The following is a 20,374-nucleotide window of genomic DNA, read 5'->3' on the forward strand; positions in this document are numbered from 1 at the left end:
TTACACCTCCTTGCCTTGATATCCTAGCGGTGACGGCTTGCTAATGGAAACCGGACAATTATATCTTCTCCACCTGAGTATAGTCAAGCTCAAGCGGGGTTTCCCTACCAAACATGTTCACGTGAACCTTCAGCTTCGCCTTGTCGGTTAGAATTTCTTCTACCGTGCCGACAAAGTCCGCGAAAGGACCTACTTTGACGCGAACGGTCTCCTTCAGATCGAACTCGATCTTCGGCTTCGGCTCTTCCATACCCATATGCTTCAGAATCTGGTCCACCTCTTCCGGCAAAAGCGGAATCGGCTTCGAGCCCGAGCCCGTCGACCCTACGAATCCTGTCACACCCGGCGTATTGCGAACCACATACCAGGAATCGTCGGTTTGAATCATTTCCACGAGGACGTATCCCGGGTAGACTTTGCGCATGACCGTCTTCTTCTTGCCATCCTTGTCTACCAGTTCCTCTTCCATCGGGACGAGCACGCGGAAGATTTTATCCTCCATGCCCATCGATTCTACGCGGCGCTCCAAATTGGCTTTGACCTTGTTCTCATAGCCAGAGTAAGTGTGCACGACATACCATCTTTTTTCCATTACAATCCACCTTTGGACCCTTCTTAAACAATCAGTTCAACCAAACTTGAGATCCCGATGTCAAGAACCCAAAAGTAAATCGTCGCAAACAAGACCGTTACAAGCACAACGATCGTATAGCTTGTCAACTCTTTACGATTTGGCCAGCGGACTTTCTTCAGCTCTGCCCAGCTGTCGGTAAAGAAACCGAACGTTTTCCCGAAGCTTCGCTTCAGATTAGCAATAAACGCCACGCTAACACCTCCAAATGACTATCTCGTCTCGCGATGAGGAGTCTGCTCGTTACAGAACTTGCAAAACTTCTTCAACTCGATGCGGTCGGGGTGGTTGCGCTTGTTTTTGGTGCTCGTATAGTTTCTTTGTTTGCAGTTTGTGCAAGCCAACGTGATAATTACCCGCATTGAAGTACACCTCCCGAACTGCTACTAAGTATGAATCATGAAGCTAATATAACATCATCGACTCATGTGCCCGACTGAAAAAAACCTTCTAGTTTCAGGCCTACCTAAACACTTTATCACATGGCATTTTTACTGTCAACGATATTGGACCGCCGTCTATTTATTGGAAAACGCGGCAACATCGGGATTCTCTAGCAGTATCGTCACAATCCTCGGGATTTAAAACAACAAAGACTGTCCGAAACCGAATCGCGCTTGGGCGAATCGGTCAGACAGTCCTCTTCCAATGATCCTATAATTCCGTTATCCGCTAATGTCCCGGATTTCGAGATAGCGTTCCAGCTTCCTCTTCACCCGCTGCAAAGCGTTGTCGATCGACTTGACGTGCCGGTCGAGATCGACGGCTATTTCCTGATACGACCTTCCGTCCAAATAATGCATCAGCACTTTCCGTTCGAGATCGCTCAAAATTTCGGACATCTTATCCTCGAGCCCGCTGAACTCCTCGCGGTTAATGATCAGCTCCTCCGGATCGGACACCCGCGTGCCGCAAATGACGTCGAGCAGCGTCCGGTCGGAATCCTCGTCGTAAATCGGCTTGTCCAGCGAAACATAAGAATTAAGCGGAATATGCTTCTGTCTGGTCGCCGTCTTGATAGCGGTTATAATCTGCCTGGTGATGCACAGCTCCGCGAAAGCTTTGAAGCTTGCGAGCTTGTCTCCTTTAAAATCGCGAATCGACTTGTACAAGCCTATCATGCCTTCCTGCACGATATCCTCGCGATCCGCGCCGATCAAAAAGTAGGTCCGCGCCTTGGCTCGAACGAAGTTCTTGTACTTATTGATCAAGTATTCCAGCGCTAAGCTGTCGCCATTGCGGACCGCCTCGACGATCTCCTCGTCCGTACTGCAGTCGTAATCCAGCGTACTCCATTCTTTGAGGTCGATGCTCACGAACAATCCCTCCGGCCTGCAAGGCGTACACTGCCGGATGGCCTTGCATCCAGCAAATATAGTGCCAGTATATATTATGTAACCTTATCCAGTCAACCGATTTGCCAGTAAGGAGACAACTTTTCATACTAATTTTGTAACCGGAAGGGATTCATTTCCTTTTTTCGTCATAGGTCTCCGCGGCGCCATTTCTCAAGCTGGGAGCGCACCTCCGGGCTTACGATCCCCTCCAGCGAATTGCGCTTCGTCCGCTTCTCTTCCTTCAGCCGCTGCTCCATGACGTGACGGTTATGCTTTACCTCGATCAGAAGCTCCCTCGCCGACACGCGCAGCGCTCCCCTGCCGAAGATGACGTGCTGCTCGACCAGGTCGGACGTAGCTACGTAAATGTTGGTCCGGCGGGAGAAAAGCTCCGTAACGAGCCTTTCGATGCATTCGTCCGCCGTTTCCTTCTCCTTCGTATAAACGACGGTCAGCTTGTGCTGCGAATACGAAGCGCCCAGCCCGGGCACCTGATGCGCGTCGAACACGACGTAAACCTTTCTTCCCGAGAAGCCTTGGTAGTCGGCCAGCATGTCCAGCAGCTTGTCCCGCGCTTCCTCCAGCTCGGTATCCTTCAGGACGGCAAGCATCGGCCACGCCCCGATGATATTATAGCCGTCCACGATCAGTATATCGTCGCGCCGGCTCATTTCCTACCCGCTCCGCCGCTGTCTGACGACCTCGTACATCAGCACGCCCGCCGCGACGGAAGCGTTAAGCGAATTCAACTGCCCCCGCATCGGAAGCTTCACGAGAAAATCGCATTTCTCCTTGATGAGCCGGCCGACGCCTTTGCTCTCGTTGCCGATGACGATGCCGAGCGGCAGATCGAGCCGGGTATCGTAAACGTCTTGCTCGGCGGCGACATCCGTCCCCGCGATCCATACGCCTTCCTCTTTCAGCCGGTCGATCGTCTGGGCGAGATTCGTCACCCGTGCGACCGGCACGTGCTCGGCCGCTCCGGCCGACGTTTTGAGCACCGTCGCCGTCATCGCCGCGGAGCGGCGCTTCGGGATAATGACGCCGTGAACCCCGGTGCATTCCGCCGTCCGCAAGATCGAGCCCAAATTATGCGGATCCTCGATTTCGTCCAGCAGCAGCAGAAACGGCGTTTCGCCCCGCTCCGCCGCCCGCGCGAGCAAATCCTCGACCTCCGCGTACCGGTACGCGGCGGCTTGGGCGACGATTCCTTGGTGCTGCACCCCTTGCGCCATGCTGTCCAGCTTGCGCTTGTCGACATGCTGCACGACGATTCCGAGCTTTTTGGCTTCCGCGACGATCGGCATCGTCAAATGCTTTTGCGCGTTTTCGGCAATCCATATTTTATTGATTTCCCGCCCCGATCGGAGCGCTTCCAGCACCGGATGCTTGCCGGCGATCAGCTCGTCCGCGTTCGGGTCGTTCAAGTTCGTGTTCAAATGCTGCTTGCGGTTCGTCATCGTAGTCCTCCTAATTTCCTGCTGCGCCGTCTTTCAAGCCCGCGGCGAACAGCTGCTGCAGCCTGTCTGCGCGGCCCTCGTAAAACAAATAGCCTACCAGGCACTCCAGCGCCGTCGCCTGCCTGTAGTCCGCCGGATCGGCGTTTTTCGGAGGATTGCCCGACTTCGCGTTGCGTCCCCGCCGCACCACGTCCAGCTCCTCTTCCGTCAGCAGCGGCTGCCACAGCTCCAGCCATCTCCGCTGCGCTTTCGCGGAAACGTACGAGGTCGCTTCCTTGTGCAAATAATGCGACTTGTGATTGGCGCCGGCCACCAGATATTGTCTGACCATCAGCTCAAATACCGCATCGCCCACATAAGCGAGAATGACGGGATTCATCAGCTTGGCCGGCTTGGACGGCGGATAGAACGGGAACGGGCTTTCGCCCGCCGCCGGACCGCCGACCGGTTCGAACGAACCGGCTTCGGCGCCGCCGGCTTCCGGCTGACGGTCCGCATCGGCTTCGGAGCGGCCGGGCCAGGTTTCGTCCGTGCCCGCGCTCCCGTGGCCGGCCGGTTCGTTCGCGCCTTCATAGGTCAATCTATCTCCATCCTCGTTCAAAACGTTGTCCAAGTTCATCGTATCGTTCCGTTCGCTCATTTGCGCCGCCAACGGATCCCTTGCGGCGTATCCTCGAGCAAAATGCCTTTGGCGGTCAGCAGATCCCGAATTTCATCGGCTCTCCCCCAGTTTTTCGCGGCGCGGGCCGCAGTGCGCTCGGCGATCAGCTGCTCGATCTCCTCATCAAGCAGCTCGGCTTCGGCCGATGCGTCCGGCAGCAGGCCCAGCACCCGATCCATCGTCTCCAGCAGGTGGAGCGCCGACTTGAAGCCGGCGGCCGCAGCATCGCTGCGATTCATGTATTGGTTCGCTTCGGCGACGAGCTCGAACAAGGCGGTAATCGCGTCCGGCGTATTGAAGTCGTCGTCCAGCTTCGCTTTGAATTGCGCCAGAATGGCGGCCAGCTTCGCATCGAGCTCGGCGTCTCCGCTCGGCAGCGGCGCCTCCGAACCCGTTACGGGCGCCTTATCGTCCCCTGCCGCCGTCAGCCGATGCTGCAGGCTCGCGGCGCAGTTCGCAATCCGCTCCACGCTTTTTTCCGCTTGGGCGATCGCGTCGTCGCTGAAGTTGAGCGGGCTGCGGTAATGCGCCGAAAGCATGAAATACCGGATCGCCTGCGGCTTCACCCGCTTCAGCAGCTCGTGTACCGTGATCCCGTTGCCGAGCGATTTCGACATTTTCTCGTTGTTGATGTGCAGATAGCCGTTATGCATCCAATAGTTGGCCAGCGGCTTGCCGTTCAGCGATTCCGATTGCGCGACCTCGCACTCGTGATGCGGGAACTGCAGGTCGTGTCCGCCGCCGTGAATGTCCAGCGTATCGCCTGCGTATTTGAGCGCCATCGCGGAGCATTCGATATGCCAGCCCGGACGGCCCGGCCCCCACGGGCTATCCCACTTGATTTCGCCCGGCTTGGCTCCCTTCCAGAGCACGAAGTCCGCGGGGTTCTCCTTCCGCTCGCCGACTTCGATCCGGATGCCGAACTGCAGCTCCTCGAGGTTCTGGTGCGAAAGCTTGCCGTATTCTTCGAACTTCGACGTGCGGAAATAAACGTCTCCGTCGCTCGGATAAGCATAGCCTTTGTCAACAAGACCTTGAATAAACGCAACGATCTCCGGAATCTCTTCGGTTACGCGCGGGTTAACCGTCGCCTTGCGAATGCCGAGCCCTTCGATGTCTTCGCGGAAGGCGGCGATGAACCGGTCCGCCACCTCCGGCACCGTCGTGCCGAGCTGCTCCGCTTTCTTGATCAGCTTGTCGTCGACGTCGGTGAAATTGACCACATAATTGACTTCATAACCGAGGAACTCCAAATAACGGCGCACAACGTCGAAAAAAATCGCCGGACGCGCATTGCCGATATGAATATAGTCGTAGACGGTAGGACCGCAAACGTACATATTCACCTTGCCCGGCTCGATGGAACGGAACGTTTCCTTCGTTCTCGACAACGTATTGTAGATGGAAAGACTCATTTGTTTACTTCTCCTCCTGAAACGGGCTGCCGCAGCTCATCCAGCTGCGCCTGAAGACCGTCAATTTGTTTCTGCAAATCCCGGAACATTTCAATGACCGGATCGGGCAGCTGATGATGATTGAGCCGTCCGACCCGCTCCCCGTTTTGCTTCACGACGCGCCCCGGATTCCCGACAACGGTCGAATTGGGCGGAACTTCCCGCAGCACGACGGCGTTCGAGCCGATATTCGAATTATCGCCAACCTTAAAGGAACCTAATATTTTCGCCCCTGAGCCGATCACGACGTTGTTGCCGATCGTCGGATGGCGCTTGCCCTTCTCTTTGCCCGTCCCTCCGAGCGTAACGCCTTGATAGATAACGACGTCGTTGCCGATCTCGCACGTTTCGCCGATCACGACGCCCATGCCGTGGTCGATAAAGAAACGCTGGCCGATCTTCGCCCCCGGATGAATTTCGATCCCGGTCATAAAACGGCTGAACTGAGATACGATGCGGGCAAGCGTAAACCATCCTCTGCGGAACAAAGCATGAGCAACGCGATGCGCCCACAGCGCATGAAGGCCGGAATACGTGAATATGACCTCGAAGCGGCTTCTGGCAGCCGGATCGTTCTCAAATACCGTATCGATATCCGATCGGATTTGGCGAAACATGTGCACCCCTCTCCTCTCTCTCCGCAAACCAAGACAACCTTGAACCAACAAGAAAAAGCCTCTGCAGCCAATAGCTGCAGAGGCGTATTCCGCGGTTCCACTCTGCTTGAATAAACCCGAAGGCTTGTGCTCCGCACGCGGGGTCCGCGTGCCGGCAAATTCGGATTTATCCGTCTCGTAAGCCCGTAACGAAGGCCAGACGCCGCCCTCTACCCCGCTGAACGAACTTGCCGTTCCGCGGCTCGAAAGCTTAGCTCCCAGGCGCATGTTCCGCCTACCCGAGTTAGACAACTTGCAGCCTACATCTCCTTGCGAACGCTCTGTTGAACGCCGGCTTTGATGACGGTTGTCCTCTCTGCAAACCCAGCATAAACGTACTTTTCCTGTTCATCGCTTGTATGCCAATATAAAGATCTGTCAGCGGTCCTAGAATTCAAATACAGTATACGCCAATACCGTTAAAAGTGACAAGAGGCTATGTCGCCCGGCATCCCGGCCGGCGCGCGCGCCGGCGAGACCGGACCCGCCGCCCAAGATAAGGGCTTAACGGCCGAGTCTCTCCCGCAGCCTTGCCTCGACTTTGTCCTTGCCGAGCAGCACGATCGTCCGGTTCAGGTCCGGGCCGTGCGTCTGCCCCGTAAGCGCCGCGCGAATCGGCATGAAGAGCTGCTTGCCCTTGAAGCCCGTTTCCTTCTGCACCTGCTTGATCGCTTCTTTAATGCCGCCCTCGGTAAAGGAGGCGGATTCGTCCGTAACGCGCGCGAGGAACGCCGAAAGCACCGCCGGCACCTGCTCTTCCGCAAGCACCTCCGCCGCTTCGCTTTCATCCTGCACGTCATCCTGGAAGAAGAGGCCGGTGAGCGGCACGATCTCCGCCGTGTACCGCATTTTATCCTGGTACAGGTCCACCAGGTCCGTTACCCATGCGCGTTCCTCGGCACTAAGCTCCGCCGATACGAGCCCCGCCTTGCGCAGATGAGGCAGGCACATGTCGACGATCCGGTTCAGATCGGCCTTCTTCACGTATTCGTTGTTCATCCAGCTCAGCTTCTGCGTATCGAATACGGCAGGGCTTTTGCTAAGACGCTGGGCGTTAAACGCGGCGATAAGCTCCTCGCGCGTAAATATTTCCTGTTCGCCCTCCGGCGACCAGCCGAGCAGCGCGATAAAGTTGAACAGCGCCTCCGGCAAATAGCCGAGACCGTCGTATTGCTCGATGAACTGGATGATCGATTCGTCGCGCTTGCTCAGCTTTTTGCGGCTTTCGTTCACGATCAGCGTCATATGGCCGAATTGCGGCGGCTGCCAGCCGAACGCCTCGTAAATCATCAGCTGGCGCGGCGTATTGGAAATATGGTCTTCCCCGCGCAGCACGTGGCTGATTTTCATCAAATAATCGTCGATGACGACGGCAAAGTTGTAGGTCGGAATGCCGTCCTTCTTGACGATGACGAAATCGCCGGTTTCGGCGGTGTCGAAGCTGATCGTTCCTTTGACCATGTCGTCCCACGCATACGTCTTGCCTTCCGGCACGCGGAAGCGGATGCTGGCTACGCGGCCTTCCGCTTCATAGGCTTTCCGCTGCTCTTCCGTCAAGTTGCGGTGCTTGCCGGAATAACGCGGCGTCTCGCCCCTTGCCATCTGCTCCTCGCGCTCCCGCTCCAGCTCCTCTTCCGTGCAGTAGCAGCGATAAGCAAGCCCGCGGTCGAGCAGATCCTGCCAATACTGCTTGTAAATGTCCAAACGCTCCGTTTGGCGGTAAGGGCCGTATTCGCCCCCTACGTCCACGCTTTCGTCCCAGTCGATGCCGAGCCACTTCAAATATTTCAGCTGGTTCTCTTCGCCGCCGGCCACGTTCCGCTTCACGTCGGTATCCTCGATCCGGACGATCAGCTTGCCGCCTTGGTTTCTAGCAAACAAATAATTAAATAAAGCCGTTCTCGCATTCCCGATATGCAGATGGCCCGTCGGCGACGGAGCGTACCTCACGCGCACTTCTTGTGTCATTCCCATAAACTCCCTTCCATTGCTGCCCGTTCGCTTCAAAGGTTTTGAAAGTAAAGTAACTATAGCATAACTTTTAAGCTTTCACTAGACATACGACCGATTGCGCCGCAATCCCTTCGCCCCGTCCGGCGAAGCCGAGCTTCTCTGTCGTCGTCGCTTTGACGTTTACCTGCGATAGCTCTTCCGCTTCCAGAGCTTTGGCGATAATTTCGGCCATCTGCGGGATGTACGGAGCCATCTTCGGCTTCTGCGCGATAATCGTCGAATCGACGTTGCCGAGCTTGTAGCCCCGCTCCTTGGCAAGCTCCCATACCCGCTCCAGCAGCTTCAAGCTGTCCGCGTCCTTAAACGCTTCGTCCGTATCCGGAAAATGCTTGCCGATATCGCCGAGTCCAAGCGCCCCAAGCACGGCGTCGGCGATCGCATGCAAAAGCACGTCCGCATCGGAGTGGCCGAGCAGCCCTTTCTCGTACGGAATCGTCACTCCTCCGATGATGCAAGGCCGGCCTTCCACCAGCTGATGCACGTCAAACCCTTGTCCTACCCGTATCATGTCCTTGTTATCCCCTCTCTCGCTATAGCCCGCTCTCCCGCTTCGTTCGCTCCGCAAGCAAAAACTCCGCATACGGAAGATCGTCCGGCGTCGTGATCTTGATGTTCGTATAATCGCCTTGCGCGACCGCAACCCGGGCGCCAAGCCGCTCCACCGCCATCGCGTCGTCCGTGCCGACGAACCCTTCCGCCCGCGCGCGCTCATGCGCCTCCGTCAGCAGCCCGCGCCGAAAAGCCTGCGGCGTCTGAATCGCCCACAGGCTCTTCCGGTCAGGCGTCGACGCAATCATGCCGGCTTCGTCCACCTGCTTGATCGTGTCTTTCACCGGAACGGCCAGAACGGCCGCCCCGTGCTTCTCGGCCGCGGCGCAGCAAGCTCTGACGGCGGAAGACGTCACAAACGGACGGACAGCGTCATGCACCATGACCCAATCCGTCCGACCGCCAAGCGCCTTAACCCCGTTATAGACGGAATGCTGCCGCTCGCTCCCGCCGGCGACGACCGCCTTCACTTTGGACAAGCCGTATTGCTCCGCCAATCGCCGGCAGCGTTCTTCTTCCCCGCTGCCCGCAACGACGACGATTTCCCCGACCTCATCCATACGTTCGAACACTTCGAGCGTATGAACCAGAATCGGCTTGCCCCGCAGCGGCAAATACTGCTTGCTTTCGCTCGTCCCCATGCGGGTGCCGCGCCCGGCCGCCACCAGGACGACTCCCCATTTTCCAACCATGCCATCAACCTGCCTTGCGCTGAAAGTCCCTCGCCGCACGGATGCGGCAACAATAGTATTATCATACCTTGTTACAGCGCTTTTTCCAACAGCTTCGGCTTCGCAAATATCATTCGGCCGGCCGACGTCTGCAGCACGCTGGTGACGAGAACCTCCATCGTCGTGCCGATGTAGTCTCTTCCGCCCTCGACGACAATCATCGTGCCGTCGTCCAGATACGCGACTCCTTGCCCATGCTCCTTGCCGTCCTTGATCACTTGCACGATAATTTCTTCGCCCGGCAGCACGACCGGCTTAACCGCGTTCGCCAGGTCGTTAATGTTCAGAACGGACACGCCCTGCAGCTCGCACACCTTGTTCAAGTTGAAGTCGTTCGTCACCACTTTGCCGCCAAGCGCCTTGGCCAGCTTGACCAGCTTGCTGTCCACCTCGCCGATCTCTTCGAAATCGCCTTCGTAGATGAGCACTTTGACGTCAAGCTCCTTCTGGATTTTGTTCAAAATGTCGAGTCCGCGCCGTCCCCGGTTCCGCTTGAGCAGATCGGACGAATCGGCGATATGCTGCAGCTCCTCCAGCACGAATTCCGGGATGACAAGCGTCCCTTCGATGAACCCGGTTTTGCAAATATCCGCGATTCTGCCGTCGATAATGACGCTGGTGTCCAAAATTTTATGTTCTTCGAAGCCCCCTGCCTCGTCTTTCGGAAGCTCCGCCCTTCTGCGCTCAAGGAGCGCGCCAAGCGCTGCCGCAAGCTCTTCCTTCTTGCTGAGCCCGATGCTGAGCCCCACATAACCGAGCCCAAGCGCCACAACCGCAGGCACGAGCCGGCCCACGCCTTCAAGTCCGGCCCATGCCGGATACAGCAACGCAGCCAGCAGCAGGCCCGCGATCAAGCCTCCCGCGCCGGCCGTCAGATCCAGAACGGGCAAGCCGGCCGCCCGCTCCGTTCCTTGCTTGAGCGCCCGAATAATCGTTCCGGCGAAGGCGGTCGCTATGATCATCCCGAACACCGCTCCAGCTGCAACATACAAGTAATAAGTTCCCGAACGCTGCATTAAGCCAAGCGACTGCTCCGACCAAATGCCAGCCCCATGCATGGAACCGTGCCACTCGCTGCCGATAATGCCACCGGCCACAATCCCTATTAGTTGAATTATACGTCTTACCATTATTTTCACCTCCACTAACAATTATGGTCCAATTATGGACGGGCTAATCGCTCCGGAGGGGCAATCGGTGCAATAAAAATCATTAAAAGTTTTTCTTTTTGAAATGGAAGAAGGGGAGGATTATAATGGTAGAAGAGCTGAAATTTAGCGCCATCCCCAGAACAGGCTAATGAAAGAGGTGGATCCATTGAGCACTCCCACGCTGGAGCAATTTCAGAAGCAAGTGTCCGAGCTGCTGCTTCGGCATCGAAGCTTGCTTGACGTCATGTCCAAATTCGGACAATCCGGCGCGTCCGTCAACCGGGCCATTACCAAAGCGGTAACCGACTGCGGCTGCATCGAGCTGCATGCCCGCAGGCAGCGTTATTCGGACGATATGAGCCTGGAAGATGCCAAATCGCTGCTTGAAAGCCATCTTTCCGGCGAGCTGTGCGAGCATTGCCGCGACGTCGTGAAGTCGGAGCTTGGCCGTACGTTGTTTTATATGACCGCCATGTGCAACCTGCTGGATATCGAGATGAACGAGGTCGTCGCCGGCGAACATGCGAAATGTTCCACGTTAGGCCTGTTTAACATGACGTAAACATTTTGGACGCTGGCGAAATCTTCTTCTCCTTGCCAGACGAACCGATTCGACAAGGAAAAGAATCAACCTTATATTTCACGCAAAAAAAGGATGCCCCTCACTTTCAAGCGAAAGCGGGAACATCCTTTTCTTTTTGAAGCTTAAGACCGGTGCTGTTATGCCGTATGCTCCGACTGCTTCTGCTCGTCTTCCAGCTCCGGATCGGCATGACGCCGGCGTCTTCGTTTCGCTCCGCGGCGGTCAACGTTTTTTTTTAGCCCGTAGATCGCATAAAGCAGCAGCGGAACGAAAATAATTTTGGATAAGTCATCCGGAAACAGCAGCCCGAGCAGCACCGTAACCGCGATAACGACCGGCACGACCCACAGCGCTTTTTTGGAAACGCCGACCTTCTTAAAGTTCGGGTATTTGATCGTGCTGACCATCAGCAAAGCGAGCACCAGCATCGAGGCTACAAGCACCGATACGGCGATATCTTCATGGAATAAAGCCAATGTGGCGAGCACGCCGCCTGCGGCAGGAATCGGCAGCCCTATAAAATAACCGGCGGAGCTCGAAATGACGTTGAACCGGGCGAGACGCAGCGCGCCGCACAACGGAAACAACGCCGTAATCGTCCAGGCCAGCGTCGGATTCAATTGTTGAAAAGAAGTGACGTACATAATAAATGCAGGGGCCACGCCAAATGAGATTACGTCCGCGAGCGAGTCCAGCTCCTTGCCGAATTCGCTTTGCGCGTCGAGCGCGCGGGCAACTCTTCCGTCTACGCCGTCGAGCAGCATCGCGATGATGACCATCATCGCCGCATTCTCCGGCTTGTCATTGAAAACGAGAATAATTGCAATGACCCCTAGGAATAAATTCCCCGCCGTGAGAAGGCTTGGTATCGACTTCGTGATCATCCGTTCCACCTCTTCTCTACTATGCCCTAAATGTAGCCGCGCAAACGCCGGCATCCGGGAGCAATCTAACCATTGTAGGGGAATTATATTTGTCTGTCAATGAACATCTGCTCTTGAATCCGCTTCATGCCTTCCTTGATCGCCCGCGCCCGAACTTCGCCGATGCCGTCCACTTCGTCCAGCTCCTCGATCGTTGCCATCAGAATATGCGGAAGACGGCCGAACCGTTCGACGAGATTGTTCATAATGACGAGCGGCAGACGGGGAATCTTGTTCAGCAGGCGGTATCCGCGCGGAGATACGACTTCTTCGGCCATCGAGTTCGTATGCGAATAGCCGAGCAAGCGCAGGATCGGCGCGGCTTCAAGCATCTCTTCGGCGTTCAGCTTTTTCAGCCCGTGCCGGATTTCCTTCAATTTCTCGTCGGAATTGTCCTTGGCGTAATCCTTCAGCAAATACCAGGCGTCTTCTTCGACCCCATCCACCAGCTCATCCATCTGCATGCTGATGAGGCGGCCTTCCGTGCCAAGCTCGTTGACGTACCGTTTAATTTCCATTTTGACGCGGAGCACCATTTCGACCCGCTGGATCGTATGGGCGACATCCTGCAGCGTCACCAGCTCTTCGAACTCCAGAGCGGACAGGTTGGTGAACGCTTGGTTCAGCACGGCTTTGTATTTCTCAAGCGTTTGGATCGCCTGATTGGCTTTGGTCAGAATAACGCCGATGTCCTTCAGCGAATAACGCAAATTGCCTTGATACAACGTAATGACATTGCGGCGCTGCGAGATCGAAACGACCAGCTTTCCGGTTTGCTTCGCGACCCGCTCCGCCGTCCGGTGGCGGATCCCCGTTTCAATGGACGGAATGGAGCTGTTCGGAATAAGCTGCGTGTTGGCATACAAGATGCGGCGCACGTCTTCGCTCAAGATGATGGCGCCGTCCATTTTGGCCAGCTCGTATAAATAGTTCGGAGAAAATTCGCAGTCGATGGAGAAGCCTCCGTCCACCACTTCCATCACTTCCGGGCTGTAGCCTACGACAATCAACGCGCCCGTCTTGGCGCGGAGCACGTTCTCGAGCCCCTCCCGAAAAGGGGTGCCCGGCGCGACAAGCTGCAATAATTGGTTCATCACTTCCTGGTTCTGTTCCTTCATCTTTTGCCCCCTATTCCAGCGCTGCAGAGAGTGCTTCCGCTACCGTGCCGACGCCGATAATTTCGATTCCCGCAGGCGGTTTCCATCCTTTTAAGCTTTTTTCCGGCATGATGACCCGCTTGAACCCCAGCTTCTGCGCTTCCTTAACCCGCTGTTCCGCGCGGGATACCGCCCGCACCTCGCCGGTCAAGCCAACCTCGCCGAAGATGACGTCGTAAGGCTGGGTCGGCGCATCCTTGAAGCTGGACGCCAAGCTTACGGCTACCGCCAGATCGACGGCCGGCTCATCCAGCTTGACGCCTCCGGCGGCGTTGACGTAAGCGTCCTGCGTTTGCAGGAACAAGCCGATCCGTTTCTCCAGCACGGCGATAATAAGCGCCATCCGATGATGATCGATGCCTGCCGACATGCGGCGCGGCGACGGAAAATGCGTCGTTGCCACCAGCGCCTGCAGTTCGACCAGCATCGGCCGCGTCCCTTCCATGCTTGCGACGACCGTCGAGCCCGACACGCCAAGCGGCCGTTCCGACAGAAACAGCTCCGACGGGTTATCGACCTCGCGGAGCCCGCTTTCGCTCATTTCGAAAATGCCGACCTCGTTCGTCGAGCCGAACCGGTTTTTGACGGCCCGCAGCAGCCGGTATGTATGATGGCGTTCCCCTTCGAAATAAAGGACGCAATCGACCATATGCTCGAGCAAGCGCGGACCCGCGATGGCGCCTTCCTTCGTAACATGGCCTACCAGCACGGTGGCTATGCCCTTGATTTTGGCGATGCGCATAAAATGCGCGGTGCATTCCCTGACCTGGGCTACGCTCCCGGGCGCCGATTGAACGTTCGGATCAAACACCGTTTGGATGGAGTCAATGACGAGAAAATCCGGCTGAACCGCTTCGATCGCCTCGTTCACATTTTCCATATTCGTTTCGCACAGCACGTACAAATGATCCGTCAGCGCTCCGAGCCGGTCGGCCCGCATCCGGGTTTGCCGCACCGATTCCTCGCCCGAAATGTAGAGCACCTTAAGCCCTTTGGACGCCAGCGCGTGAGAAGTTTGCAGCAGCAGCGTGGACTTCCCGATGCCCGGATCTCCGCCTACAAGAATAAGCGAGCCCGGAACGACGCCGCCTCCAAGCACGCGGTTCAGTTCTTTCATGCGCGTCTCGATGCGCGGTTCCTGCTCACTTTCTATATGTATGATGGGTTTCGGCTTTTCTTTCGTCTGAACGCCCGATAAGCCGACGCCTTGCGTTTTGATAACGGTTTCCCGTTCTTCGACCATGGAATTCCATGATCCGCAGCCCGGACATTTGCCAAGCCATTTAGGCGCTTCCGTGCCGCATTCCGTACAAACGAATTTCATCTTTATTTTTGCCATATCCGGCTCCTTTATGTCTGTCGCCCCGTACCTCTTTTTTGACGCTCCAACTATAATTTTACCATTTTATACGAGTCGGATAAACCCCTGGATCATCCTCCCGAAGCCCCCCTTTTATGAAAAAAGCCGTCCGCTTCGAGAAAACTTCCCGTTAAGTTGTTCGAAGCCGGGCGGCCTGAGCAGTTGAAAGCGGCCAACCGGCTTCGGCAGCAGAGCGGTTGTTTCTTGCGCCATAACGAATGCCGCTTCGGCATACGCAAACAAAAAAAGCTCCGCTCCTCGCGGGAGCGGAACTTTTGTTACAGCTTTAATTAAATTCCGGCGGTCAAGTGGTCGCCGGTTCGGATTCGGCGGCTTTCGTAACCGTCAGCTCGCCGTCCTTCTCGTCGATCGTAAACGTATCGCCTTTGGAAATTTTGCCGAGCAGCAAATCTTCCGACAGCCGGTCTTCGATATGCTTCTGGATGGCCCGGCGAAGCGGCCGCGCCCCGTAGGCCGGGTCGAACCCTTCCTTGGCGAGGAACGCTTTCGCTTTGTCCGTCAGCACGAAGTCGATATCCTGCTCGCGGAGACGTTTGCGCAGGTCGTCCGCCATAAGCGATACGATCTGGGAGATATGCTCCTGCTCCAGCGGATGGAACACGATCGTTTCGTCGATCCGGTTCAGGAACTCCGGACGGAAGCTTTTCTTCAGCTCGGCCATAACTTTGTCCTTCATGACGGCGAAATCGCGGCCCGCATCTTGGACGGCCGTAAAGCCAAGCGCCGAATTGCGTTTGATTTGCTCGGCCCCGACGTTCGAGGTCATAATGATCAGCGTATTGCGGAAGTCAACGACGCGTCCTTTGGAATCGGTCAAGCGGCCGTCTTCAAGCACCTGCAGCAGGATGTTGAACACTTCCGGATGCGCCTTCTCGATTTCGTCCAGCAGGACGACCGAATACGGCTTCCGGCGAACCTTCTCGGTCAATTGGCCGCCTTCCTCGTAGCCGACATATCCCGGAGGAGCGCCGACGAGACGGGAAGTCGAATGCTTCTCCATATATTCCGACATATCGATGCGGATTACGGCATTCTCGTCGCCGAACAGCGCTTCGGCCAGCGCTCTTGCGAGCTCCGTTTTGCCGACGCCGGTCGGGCCGAGGAAAATGAACGAGCCCATCGGACGTTTCGGGTCCTTGAGGCCGGCACGCGCCCGGCGAATCGCCCGGGATACCGCCTTGACCGCTTCTTCCTGACCGATGACGCGGTCGTGAAGAATCGATTCCATCTTCAGCAGACGTTCCGTTTCCTCTTCCTTCAGCTTGCTGACCGGAACACCCGTCCAGCTTGCCACGACTTGCGCGATATCTTCAGGCGTAACCTCGGAATCGGTACGGCCTTGTTTTTCTTTCCATTGGTTTTTGGTCGAGTCGAGCTCTTCCCGGATCTTTTGCTCCGTATCCCGAAGCGCCGCCGCTTTCTCGAACTCTTGGCTTTGAACCGCGGCGTCCTTCTCCTTGCGGATGTCTTCGAGGCGGTTTTCCAGCTGCTTCAGATTCGGCGGTACCGTGTACGTATGAAGCCTTACTTTCGAGCTGGCCTCGTCGATCAGGTCGATCGCCTTATCCGGCAGGAAGCGGTCCGTAATGTAGCGGTCCGACAGCTTCACGGCCTGAACGATCGCTTCGTCCGTAATTTTGACCCGGTGATGCGCTTCATAGCGGTCGCGCAGACCCATCAGAATTTGCACCGCTTCTTCCGGAGACGGCTGATCCACCGTAATCGGCTGGAAGCGGCGTTCCAGCGCGGCGTCCTTCTCGATATATTTGCGGTATTCGTCCAGCGTCGTCGCGCCGATGCATTGCAGTTCGCCGCGCGCCAGCGCCGGCTTCAAAATATTCGATGCGTCGATCGCGCCTTCCGCGCCGCCGGCGCCGATGAGCGTATGCAGCTCGTCGATGAACAGGATAATGTTTCCGGCTTGGCGGATTTCATCCATGATTTTTTTCAAGCGGTCTTCGAATTCGCCGCGGTATTTCGTTCCGGCCACGACCGAGCCCATATCCAGCGTCATGACGCGCTTGTCGCGGAGCGTCTCCGGAATTTCGTTTTCGATAATTTTTTGGGCGAGTCCTTCGGCGATAGCCGTTTTGCCGACGCCCGGCTCGCCGATCAGCACCGGGTTGTTTTTCGTCCGGCGGCTCAGCACTTGAATAACTCTTTCAATCTCTTTGCTGCGCCCGATCACCGGGTCCAGGTTGCCTTCGCGGGCGATGGCCGTCAAGTCGCGAGCCAGTCCGTCAAGCGTCGGCGTGCTTACATTGGACGGCGTTCCGTGACTGCTCGATACCGCCTCGCTGCTTCCAAGAAGCTGAAGCACTTGCTGGCGGGCTTTGTTCAGGCTGATGCCCAAGTTGTTAAGCACTCGGGCGGCTACGCCTTCTCCTTCCCGGATGAGACCAAGCAGAATGTGCTCGGTGCCGACATAAGTATGTCCCAGCTTGCGCGCTTCGTCCATCGACAGCTCGATGACCTTCTTCGCGCGCGGCGTATACGCGATATTCGTCGGCTGCTCTTGGCCGCGGCCGATAAGCGCCTCCACCTCGTCCTGAATTTTCTCGAGACCAAGGCCAAGGCCGATAAGCGCTTTGGCCGCAATGCCTTCGCCTTCCCGGATCAGACCGAGCAGAATATGCTCCGTCCCGATATTGTTATGGCCCAAACGCACAGCTTCCTCCTGGGCTAAAGCCAGCACCTTCTGCGCGCGTTCCGTAAATCTTCCAAACATCATCGTTCATGCACCTCCAAGTTCAGTTTGACCCTTTTAACTGCATGCGGATAAGTTCTGCGCGCCTGACGTCCCTTTTCTCCGGGCTCATCTTTTCCTTGAACCGCTGCTGCAGAAAGCCAGGCTGCGTCATCACTATTAATTCATTCATCACGGTAGGCGTCACTTCCTTCAACAATCCGAGATCGACGCCTAATCTTACGTCGGAGAGCCGCTGCGCGGCTTCCTTGGAATCCATAATGGCCGCGTATTTCAAAATGCCGTACGAGCGTTTGATCCGATCCTCGATCTTCAGACGCGAATCGGAGAGCAGCCGCGCTCTCGCAGCTCTTTCATGCTCGATAATTTGCTTCGCCACGCCGTACAGGTTGTCGATAATTTCGCCTTCGGACTGGCCCAGCGTAATTTGGTTTGAAATTTGGAACAAGTTGCCGAGCGCTTCGCTGCCTTCCCCGTATTGGCCGCGTACGGCAAGGCCGACCTGCGTAATCGCGGACAAAATGCGGTTAATTTGCTGCGTAAGCACCAGCGCCGGCAAATGCATCATGACGGAAGCCCGGATGCCGGTGCCGACATTGGTCGGACAAGTCGTCAAATAACCGAATTTCTCGTCAAACGCGTATTCGATCTTTTCCTCGAATATATTATCGATCCGGTCGGCGAGCGACCACGCTTCCTGGACTTGAAACCCCGGATAAAGACATTGGATGCGAAGATGGTCTTCTTCGTTAATCATAATGCTGACCGCCTCGTTATCGCTCAGGACGACGGCGCCGCCCCGCGATTCGTTGGCCAGGTTCGGGCTGATCAGATGCTTCTCCACCAGCACCCGTCTTTCCAGCTCGTTCAAGTCGGAAAGAATAAACGTTTCGAACCTTCCGATCCGGTCCAGTTGTCCGGATTTGGCGACCGACGTCAGCTGTTCCATCACTTCCTGGGATTGTCCGCTCGTGGCAAGCATCGGGAACGGATGATGCCGCAAATTGCGGGCAAGCCGCACTCTGCTGCTGATGACAATGTCCGAGTCGGGGCCTTCGCCCTTCATCCAATCGCTTAATGCATGTTCTGAGAAACGATGCTGTTCCATGAACTCCCCTCCTTACCGGCAGATCACAGGTCGTTTATTTTTTTCTCCAGCTCGCGGATGCGGTCCCGGAGTTTGGCGGCCGCTTCGAAATCTTCCGTTTCGATGCGTCCTTGCATTTCCTTCCGGAGCTGTTCGATTTCCCGTTTATATTGAATCTGACCGCCGTACCGCTTCGGCATCTTTCCTACATGGACCGTATTGCCGTGAACTCGCTTCAACAGCGGGTCAAGATGATCCGCAAAATGTTTGTAGCAGGAGCTGCAGCCGAACCGGCCGATCTTGCTGAATTGAGCGTACGTTAGACCGCACTCGTCGCATCGGATCGCTCTTGGCTTTACCGATCCGCCCGCCGTCGAAGGCTCGAAATCGAGCAGTCCGGAGAGCAGGCTGTGAATGGAAAAGCCGTTTGGCGCGCCCGGTATGCTCTCGCCCTTTTCCCTTGCGCACGTTTCGCAAATATGAAATTCCGTTTTCTCGCCGTTTACGATTTTCGTAAAATGCAGAGAAGCCGGTCTTTTGCCGCATTCTTGACAAATCAACGTTAGCCCCTCCTTTCGAATTACGCCCCTTGCCGCTAACGGGCAAGCAGCGTAATCAGCATCGACTTCAGAAGGCGTGCCCGAATCTCGTCGCGGAGCGGCAGCTTGACCGCGATCGTATCCCTGGAGATCGCCGCGCGGATCAAATTCGCTTCCCTTTTCGTTATAAACGCCGCTTCCTCCAGTTGATAGATCAGGCCTTCCGCAACGTCTTGCTCTACGCAGTCGCCGATCGTCTGGCTAATATGGTGTTGAATATTGTTGAGGGCCGGCAGCTCGACGCGCTGAATGCGAACGTATCCGCCGCCGCCGCGCTTGCTCTCCACCATATAGCCCTTCTCCAGTGTAAACCTGGTGCTGATGACATAATTGATTTGCGACGGAACGCACGAGAAGCGGTCCGCCAGCTCGTTGCGCTGAATCTCGACGGCCCCCTCGGGGCTGTTCTGCAACAATTGCTTCAAGTATTGCTCAATGAGATCGGAAATGTTGCGCATATCACCAACCTCCATGAAATACAGCCAGCCGTTTGCGGGTAAGCCGGCTTATCCGGCCGGCCGAGCATCCCTCTATAGCTTACGCTTAGGAATTCGAACTATACTTGCGCTAAAGAATTCGAAGCTCATGCACGCTGCCGCTTTCCGCAAAGGCTTGATTGACTTTGACTTTCTTTGACTTTAACTTTATTATACGCAAAAATCAGGAAAGGTCAAGAGGATTGATTGCAATTTTCAGACGATTCCGCTGTTTCATGCCCGATTTCAACGCAAAACACTCTATATTCTTAGGATGGTTCCGGTTTGGCGCTTTTATTCAGATGTGGATAAGCTGTATCGTTTTTATTTTCGCTTATTGCGGAAGTTGTCCCTAGCGTTATGCACTTTCCCACACCATATCCACATTACCTGCAACGTTTTAGCCGTTAGAGCATCCCTTTGTCCCATTAGTTATTCACTGTGTATATGTTTAAATCTATAAAAAAGATAAGTGCCCGAACCAATAGTTTTCCCCATCCGAAAACAACAAAGAACCTGCCGCATCATATGCGACAGGTTCTTCGTGCTTGGCGACGTCCATTCCGCACCGAATGAATCCGCTTCTGGATTTCCTTCAAGGTCGGGATCTGAAGCTTCCTTTGCTGCCGGGCCTTCCGCTTTGCCTTTGCTTCGATCCAAGCTTCAGATACTCTCCGGGAGAGTGAAGTCGCTTGGCTTTCAGGACAACAAAAAACCTGCCGTATCTAATACGGCAGGTTCTTCGTGCTTGGCGACGTCCTACTCTCCCAGGACCCTGCGGTCCAAGTACCATCGGCGCTGGAGGGCTTAACGGTCGT

Annotated in this window: 22 protein-coding genes; 1 reads left to right on the plus strand and 21 read right to left on the minus strand. The window is 55.9% G+C overall.

The genetic code is table 11. From position 1 onward, the window contains the following. Positions 1-58: 58 nt before the first annotated feature. From nusG to ACFSW5_RS19950, 13 genes are all read right to left on the minus strand, one after another. Positions 59-592, minus strand: a complete 534-nt coding sequence (gene nusG / locus ACFSW5_RS19890) for a transcription termination/antitermination protein NusG (RefSeq protein ID WP_379276932.1) — start codon at positions 590-592, stop codon at positions 59-61. A 23-nt stretch (positions 593-615) separates the two neighbouring features. Next, the gene (secE, locus tag ACFSW5_RS19895) at positions 616-825 is read right to left on the minus strand and encodes a preprotein translocase subunit SecE (protein ID WP_379276934.1); all 210 of its coding nucleotides are present in this window, start codon (positions 823-825) and stop codon (positions 616-618) included. Between the two features lie 18 nt (positions 826-843). Continuing rightward, positions 844-993, minus strand: coding sequence for a 50S ribosomal protein L33 (gene rpmG / locus ACFSW5_RS19900; RefSeq protein WP_379276936.1), 150 nt, complete (start codon positions 991-993; stop codon positions 844-846). 303 nt (positions 994-1,296) lie between these two features. Further along, positions 1,297-1,947 (minus strand): RNA polymerase sporulation sigma factor SigH, encoded by a 651-nt coding sequence (sigH, locus tag ACFSW5_RS19905; protein ID WP_379276938.1) that lies wholly within the window; start codon positions 1,945-1,947, stop codon positions 1,297-1,299. A 167-nt stretch (positions 1,948-2,114) separates the two neighbouring features. Beyond that, the gene (locus tag ACFSW5_RS19910; protein ID WP_379276941.1) at positions 2,115-2,639 is read right to left on the minus strand and encodes an NYN domain-containing protein; all 525 of its coding nucleotides are present in this window, start codon (positions 2,637-2,639) and stop codon (positions 2,115-2,117) included. Between the two features lie 3 nt (positions 2,640-2,642). Beyond that, positions 2,643-3,428: a 23S rRNA (guanosine(2251)-2'-O)-methyltransferase RlmB gene (rlmB, locus tag ACFSW5_RS19915; RefSeq protein WP_379276943.1), complete on the minus strand. Its 786-nt coding sequence runs from the start codon at positions 3,426-3,428 to the stop codon at positions 2,643-2,645. Positions 3,429-3,438: 10 nt separating this feature from the next. Beyond that, on the minus strand, positions 3,439-4,068 hold the full coding sequence (locus tag ACFSW5_RS19920) for a Mini-ribonuclease 3 (RefSeq protein ID WP_379276945.1): 630 nt from the start codon (positions 4,066-4,068) through the stop codon (positions 3,439-3,441). After that, the gene (gene cysS / locus ACFSW5_RS19925; RefSeq protein WP_379276947.1) at positions 4,065-5,504 is read right to left on the minus strand and encodes a cysteine--tRNA ligase; all 1,440 of its coding nucleotides are present in this window, start codon (positions 5,502-5,504) and stop codon (positions 4,065-4,067) included. The genes ACFSW5_RS19920 and cysS overlap by 4 nt, the downstream gene beginning before the upstream one ends. Beyond that, complete coding sequence (gene cysE / locus ACFSW5_RS19930; RefSeq protein ID WP_379276949.1) at positions 5,501-6,160, minus strand: serine O-acetyltransferase; 660 nt, start codon at positions 6,158-6,160, stop codon at positions 5,501-5,503. Before cysE ends, cysS begins: the two co-directional genes overlap by 4 nt. Before the next feature lie 543 nt (positions 6,161-6,703). Further along, on the minus strand, positions 6,704-8,167 hold the full coding sequence (gene gltX, locus ACFSW5_RS19935) for a glutamate--tRNA ligase (RefSeq protein ID WP_379276951.1): 1,464 nt from the start codon (positions 8,165-8,167) through the stop codon (positions 6,704-6,706). Between the two features lie 73 nt (positions 8,168-8,240). Beyond that, positions 8,241-8,720, minus strand: coding sequence for a 2-C-methyl-D-erythritol 2,4-cyclodiphosphate synthase (ispF, locus tag ACFSW5_RS19940; RefSeq protein ID WP_379276953.1), 480 nt, complete (start codon positions 8,718-8,720; stop codon positions 8,241-8,243). 22 nt (positions 8,721-8,742) lie between these two features. Further along, a complete protein-coding gene (gene ispD / locus ACFSW5_RS19945; protein ID WP_379276955.1) occupies positions 8,743-9,453 on the minus strand; it encodes a 2-C-methyl-D-erythritol 4-phosphate cytidylyltransferase in 711 nt (236 codons plus the stop codon). A gap of 71 nt (positions 9,454-9,524) precedes the next feature. After that, positions 9,525-10,622, minus strand: a complete 1,098-nt coding sequence (locus ACFSW5_RS19950) for a PIN/TRAM domain-containing protein (protein ID WP_379276957.1) — start codon at positions 10,620-10,622, stop codon at positions 9,525-9,527. A gap of 187 nt (positions 10,623-10,809) precedes the next feature. Here ACFSW5_RS19950 and ACFSW5_RS19955 point away from each other — a divergent pair, with 187 nt between their 5' ends. Next, on the plus strand, positions 10,810-11,205 hold the full coding sequence (locus ACFSW5_RS19955; protein WP_379276959.1) for a DUF1573 domain-containing protein: 396 nt from the start codon (positions 10,810-10,812) through the stop codon (positions 11,203-11,205). Positions 11,206-11,363: 158 nt separating this feature from the next. Here the strand turns inward: ACFSW5_RS19955 and pssA are convergent, their stop codons facing one another. The 8 genes from pssA to ACFSW5_RS19995 form a co-directional block, all read right to left on the minus strand. After that, positions 11,364-12,110: a CDP-diacylglycerol--serine O-phosphatidyltransferase gene (pssA, locus tag ACFSW5_RS19960; protein WP_379276962.1), complete on the minus strand. Its 747-nt coding sequence runs from the start codon at positions 12,108-12,110 to the stop codon at positions 11,364-11,366. 83 nt (positions 12,111-12,193) lie between these two features. Then, positions 12,194-13,267 (minus strand): DNA integrity scanning diadenylate cyclase DisA, encoded by a 1,074-nt coding sequence (gene disA, locus ACFSW5_RS19965; RefSeq protein WP_379276964.1) that lies wholly within the window; start codon positions 13,265-13,267, stop codon positions 12,194-12,196. Positions 13,268-13,277: 10 nt separating this feature from the next. Next, on the minus strand, positions 13,278-14,645 hold the full coding sequence (gene radA / locus ACFSW5_RS19970) for a DNA repair protein RadA (RefSeq protein WP_379276966.1): 1,368 nt from the start codon (positions 14,643-14,645) through the stop codon (positions 13,278-13,280). 325 nt (positions 14,646-14,970) lie between these two features. After that, entirely contained in the window at positions 14,971-17,418 is a 2,448-nt protein-coding gene (clpC, locus tag ACFSW5_RS19975) for an ATP-dependent protease ATP-binding subunit ClpC (protein ID WP_379276968.1), read from the minus strand. Positions 17,419-17,437: 19 nt separating this feature from the next. Next, a complete protein-coding gene (locus tag ACFSW5_RS19980; protein WP_379276970.1) occupies positions 17,438-18,502 on the minus strand; it encodes a protein arginine kinase in 1,065 nt (354 codons plus the stop codon). A gap of 23 nt (positions 18,503-18,525) precedes the next feature. After that, the gene (locus ACFSW5_RS19985) at positions 18,526-19,041 is read right to left on the minus strand and encodes a UvrB/UvrC motif-containing protein (protein ID WP_379276973.1); all 516 of its coding nucleotides are present in this window, start codon (positions 19,039-19,041) and stop codon (positions 18,526-18,528) included. 35 nt (positions 19,042-19,076) lie between these two features. Then, the gene (locus ACFSW5_RS19990) at positions 19,077-19,538 is read right to left on the minus strand and encodes a CtsR family transcriptional regulator (RefSeq protein WP_379276975.1); all 462 of its coding nucleotides are present in this window, start codon (positions 19,536-19,538) and stop codon (positions 19,077-19,079) included. Between the two features lie 450 nt (positions 19,539-19,988). After that, positions 19,989-20,216 (minus strand): hypothetical protein, encoded by a 228-nt coding sequence (locus ACFSW5_RS19995; protein ID WP_379276977.1) that lies wholly within the window; start codon positions 20,214-20,216, stop codon positions 19,989-19,991. Positions 20,217-20,374 lie beyond the last annotated feature (158 nt).

The organism is Paenibacillus thailandensis (genome assembly GCF_042685365.1).
Taxonomy (GTDB): Bacteria; Bacillota; Bacilli; order Paenibacillales; family Paenibacillaceae; genus Paenibacillus_AP; species Paenibacillus_AP thailandensis.

What these genes read in the sequence shown, in the direction of transcription:
- nusG (WP_379276932.1), bottom strand. Translation starts at nt 592, where the DNA reads ATGGAAAAAAGATGGTATGTCGTGCACACTTACTCTGGCTATGAGAAC.
- rpmG (WP_379276936.1), bottom strand. Translation starts at nt 993, where the DNA reads ATGCGGGTAATTATCACGTTGGCTTGCACAAACTGCAAACAAAGAAAC.
- ACFSW5_RS19910 (WP_379276941.1), bottom strand. Translation starts at nt 2,639, where the DNA reads ATGAGCCGGCGCGACGATATACTGATCGTGGACGGCTATAATATCATC.
- rlmB (WP_379276943.1), bottom strand. Translation starts at nt 3,428, where the DNA reads ATGACGAACCGCAAGCAGCATTTGAACACGAACTTGAACGACCCGAAC.
- ACFSW5_RS19920 (WP_379276945.1), bottom strand. Translation starts at nt 4,068, where the DNA reads ATGAGCGAACGGAACGATACGATGAACTTGGACAACGTTTTGAACGAG.
- cysS (WP_379276947.1), bottom strand. Translation starts at nt 5,504, where the DNA reads ATGAGTCTTTCCATCTACAATACGTTGTCGAGAACGAAGGAAACGTTC.
- cysE (WP_379276949.1), bottom strand. Translation starts at nt 6,160, where the DNA reads ATGTTTCGCCAAATCCGATCGGATATCGATACGGTATTTGAGAACGAT.
- gltX (WP_379276951.1), bottom strand. Translation starts at nt 8,167, where the DNA reads ATGACACAAGAAGTGCGCGTGAGGTACGCTCCGTCGCCGACGGGCCAT.
- ispF (WP_379276953.1), bottom strand. Translation starts at nt 8,720, where the DNA reads ATGATACGGGTAGGACAAGGGTTTGACGTGCATCAGCTGGTGGAAGGC.
- ispD (WP_379276955.1), bottom strand. Translation starts at nt 9,453, where the DNA reads ATGGTTGGAAAATGGGGAGTCGTCCTGGTGGCGGCCGGGCGCGGCACC.
- ACFSW5_RS19950 (WP_379276957.1), bottom strand. Translation starts at nt 10,622, where the DNA reads ATGGTAAGACGTATAATTCAACTAATAGGGATTGTGGCCGGTGGCATT.
- pssA (WP_379276962.1), bottom strand. Translation starts at nt 12,110, where the DNA reads ATGATCACGAAGTCGATACCAAGCCTTCTCACGGCGGGGAATTTATTC.
- disA (WP_379276964.1), bottom strand. Translation starts at nt 13,267, where the DNA reads ATGAAGGAACAGAACCAGGAAGTGATGAACCAATTATTGCAGCTTGTC.
- radA (WP_379276966.1), bottom strand. Translation starts at nt 14,645, where the DNA reads ATGGCAAAAATAAAGATGAAATTCGTTTGTACGGAATGCGGCACGGAA.
- clpC (WP_379276968.1), bottom strand. Translation starts at nt 17,418, where the DNA reads ATGATGTTTGGAAGATTTACGGAACGCGCGCAGAAGGTGCTGGCTTTA.
- ACFSW5_RS19980 (WP_379276970.1), bottom strand. Translation starts at nt 18,502, where the DNA reads ATGGAACAGCATCGTTTCTCAGAACATGCATTAAGCGATTGGATGAAG.
- ACFSW5_RS19990 (WP_379276975.1), bottom strand. Translation starts at nt 19,538, where the DNA reads ATGCGCAACATTTCCGATCTCATTGAGCAATACTTGAAGCAATTGTTG.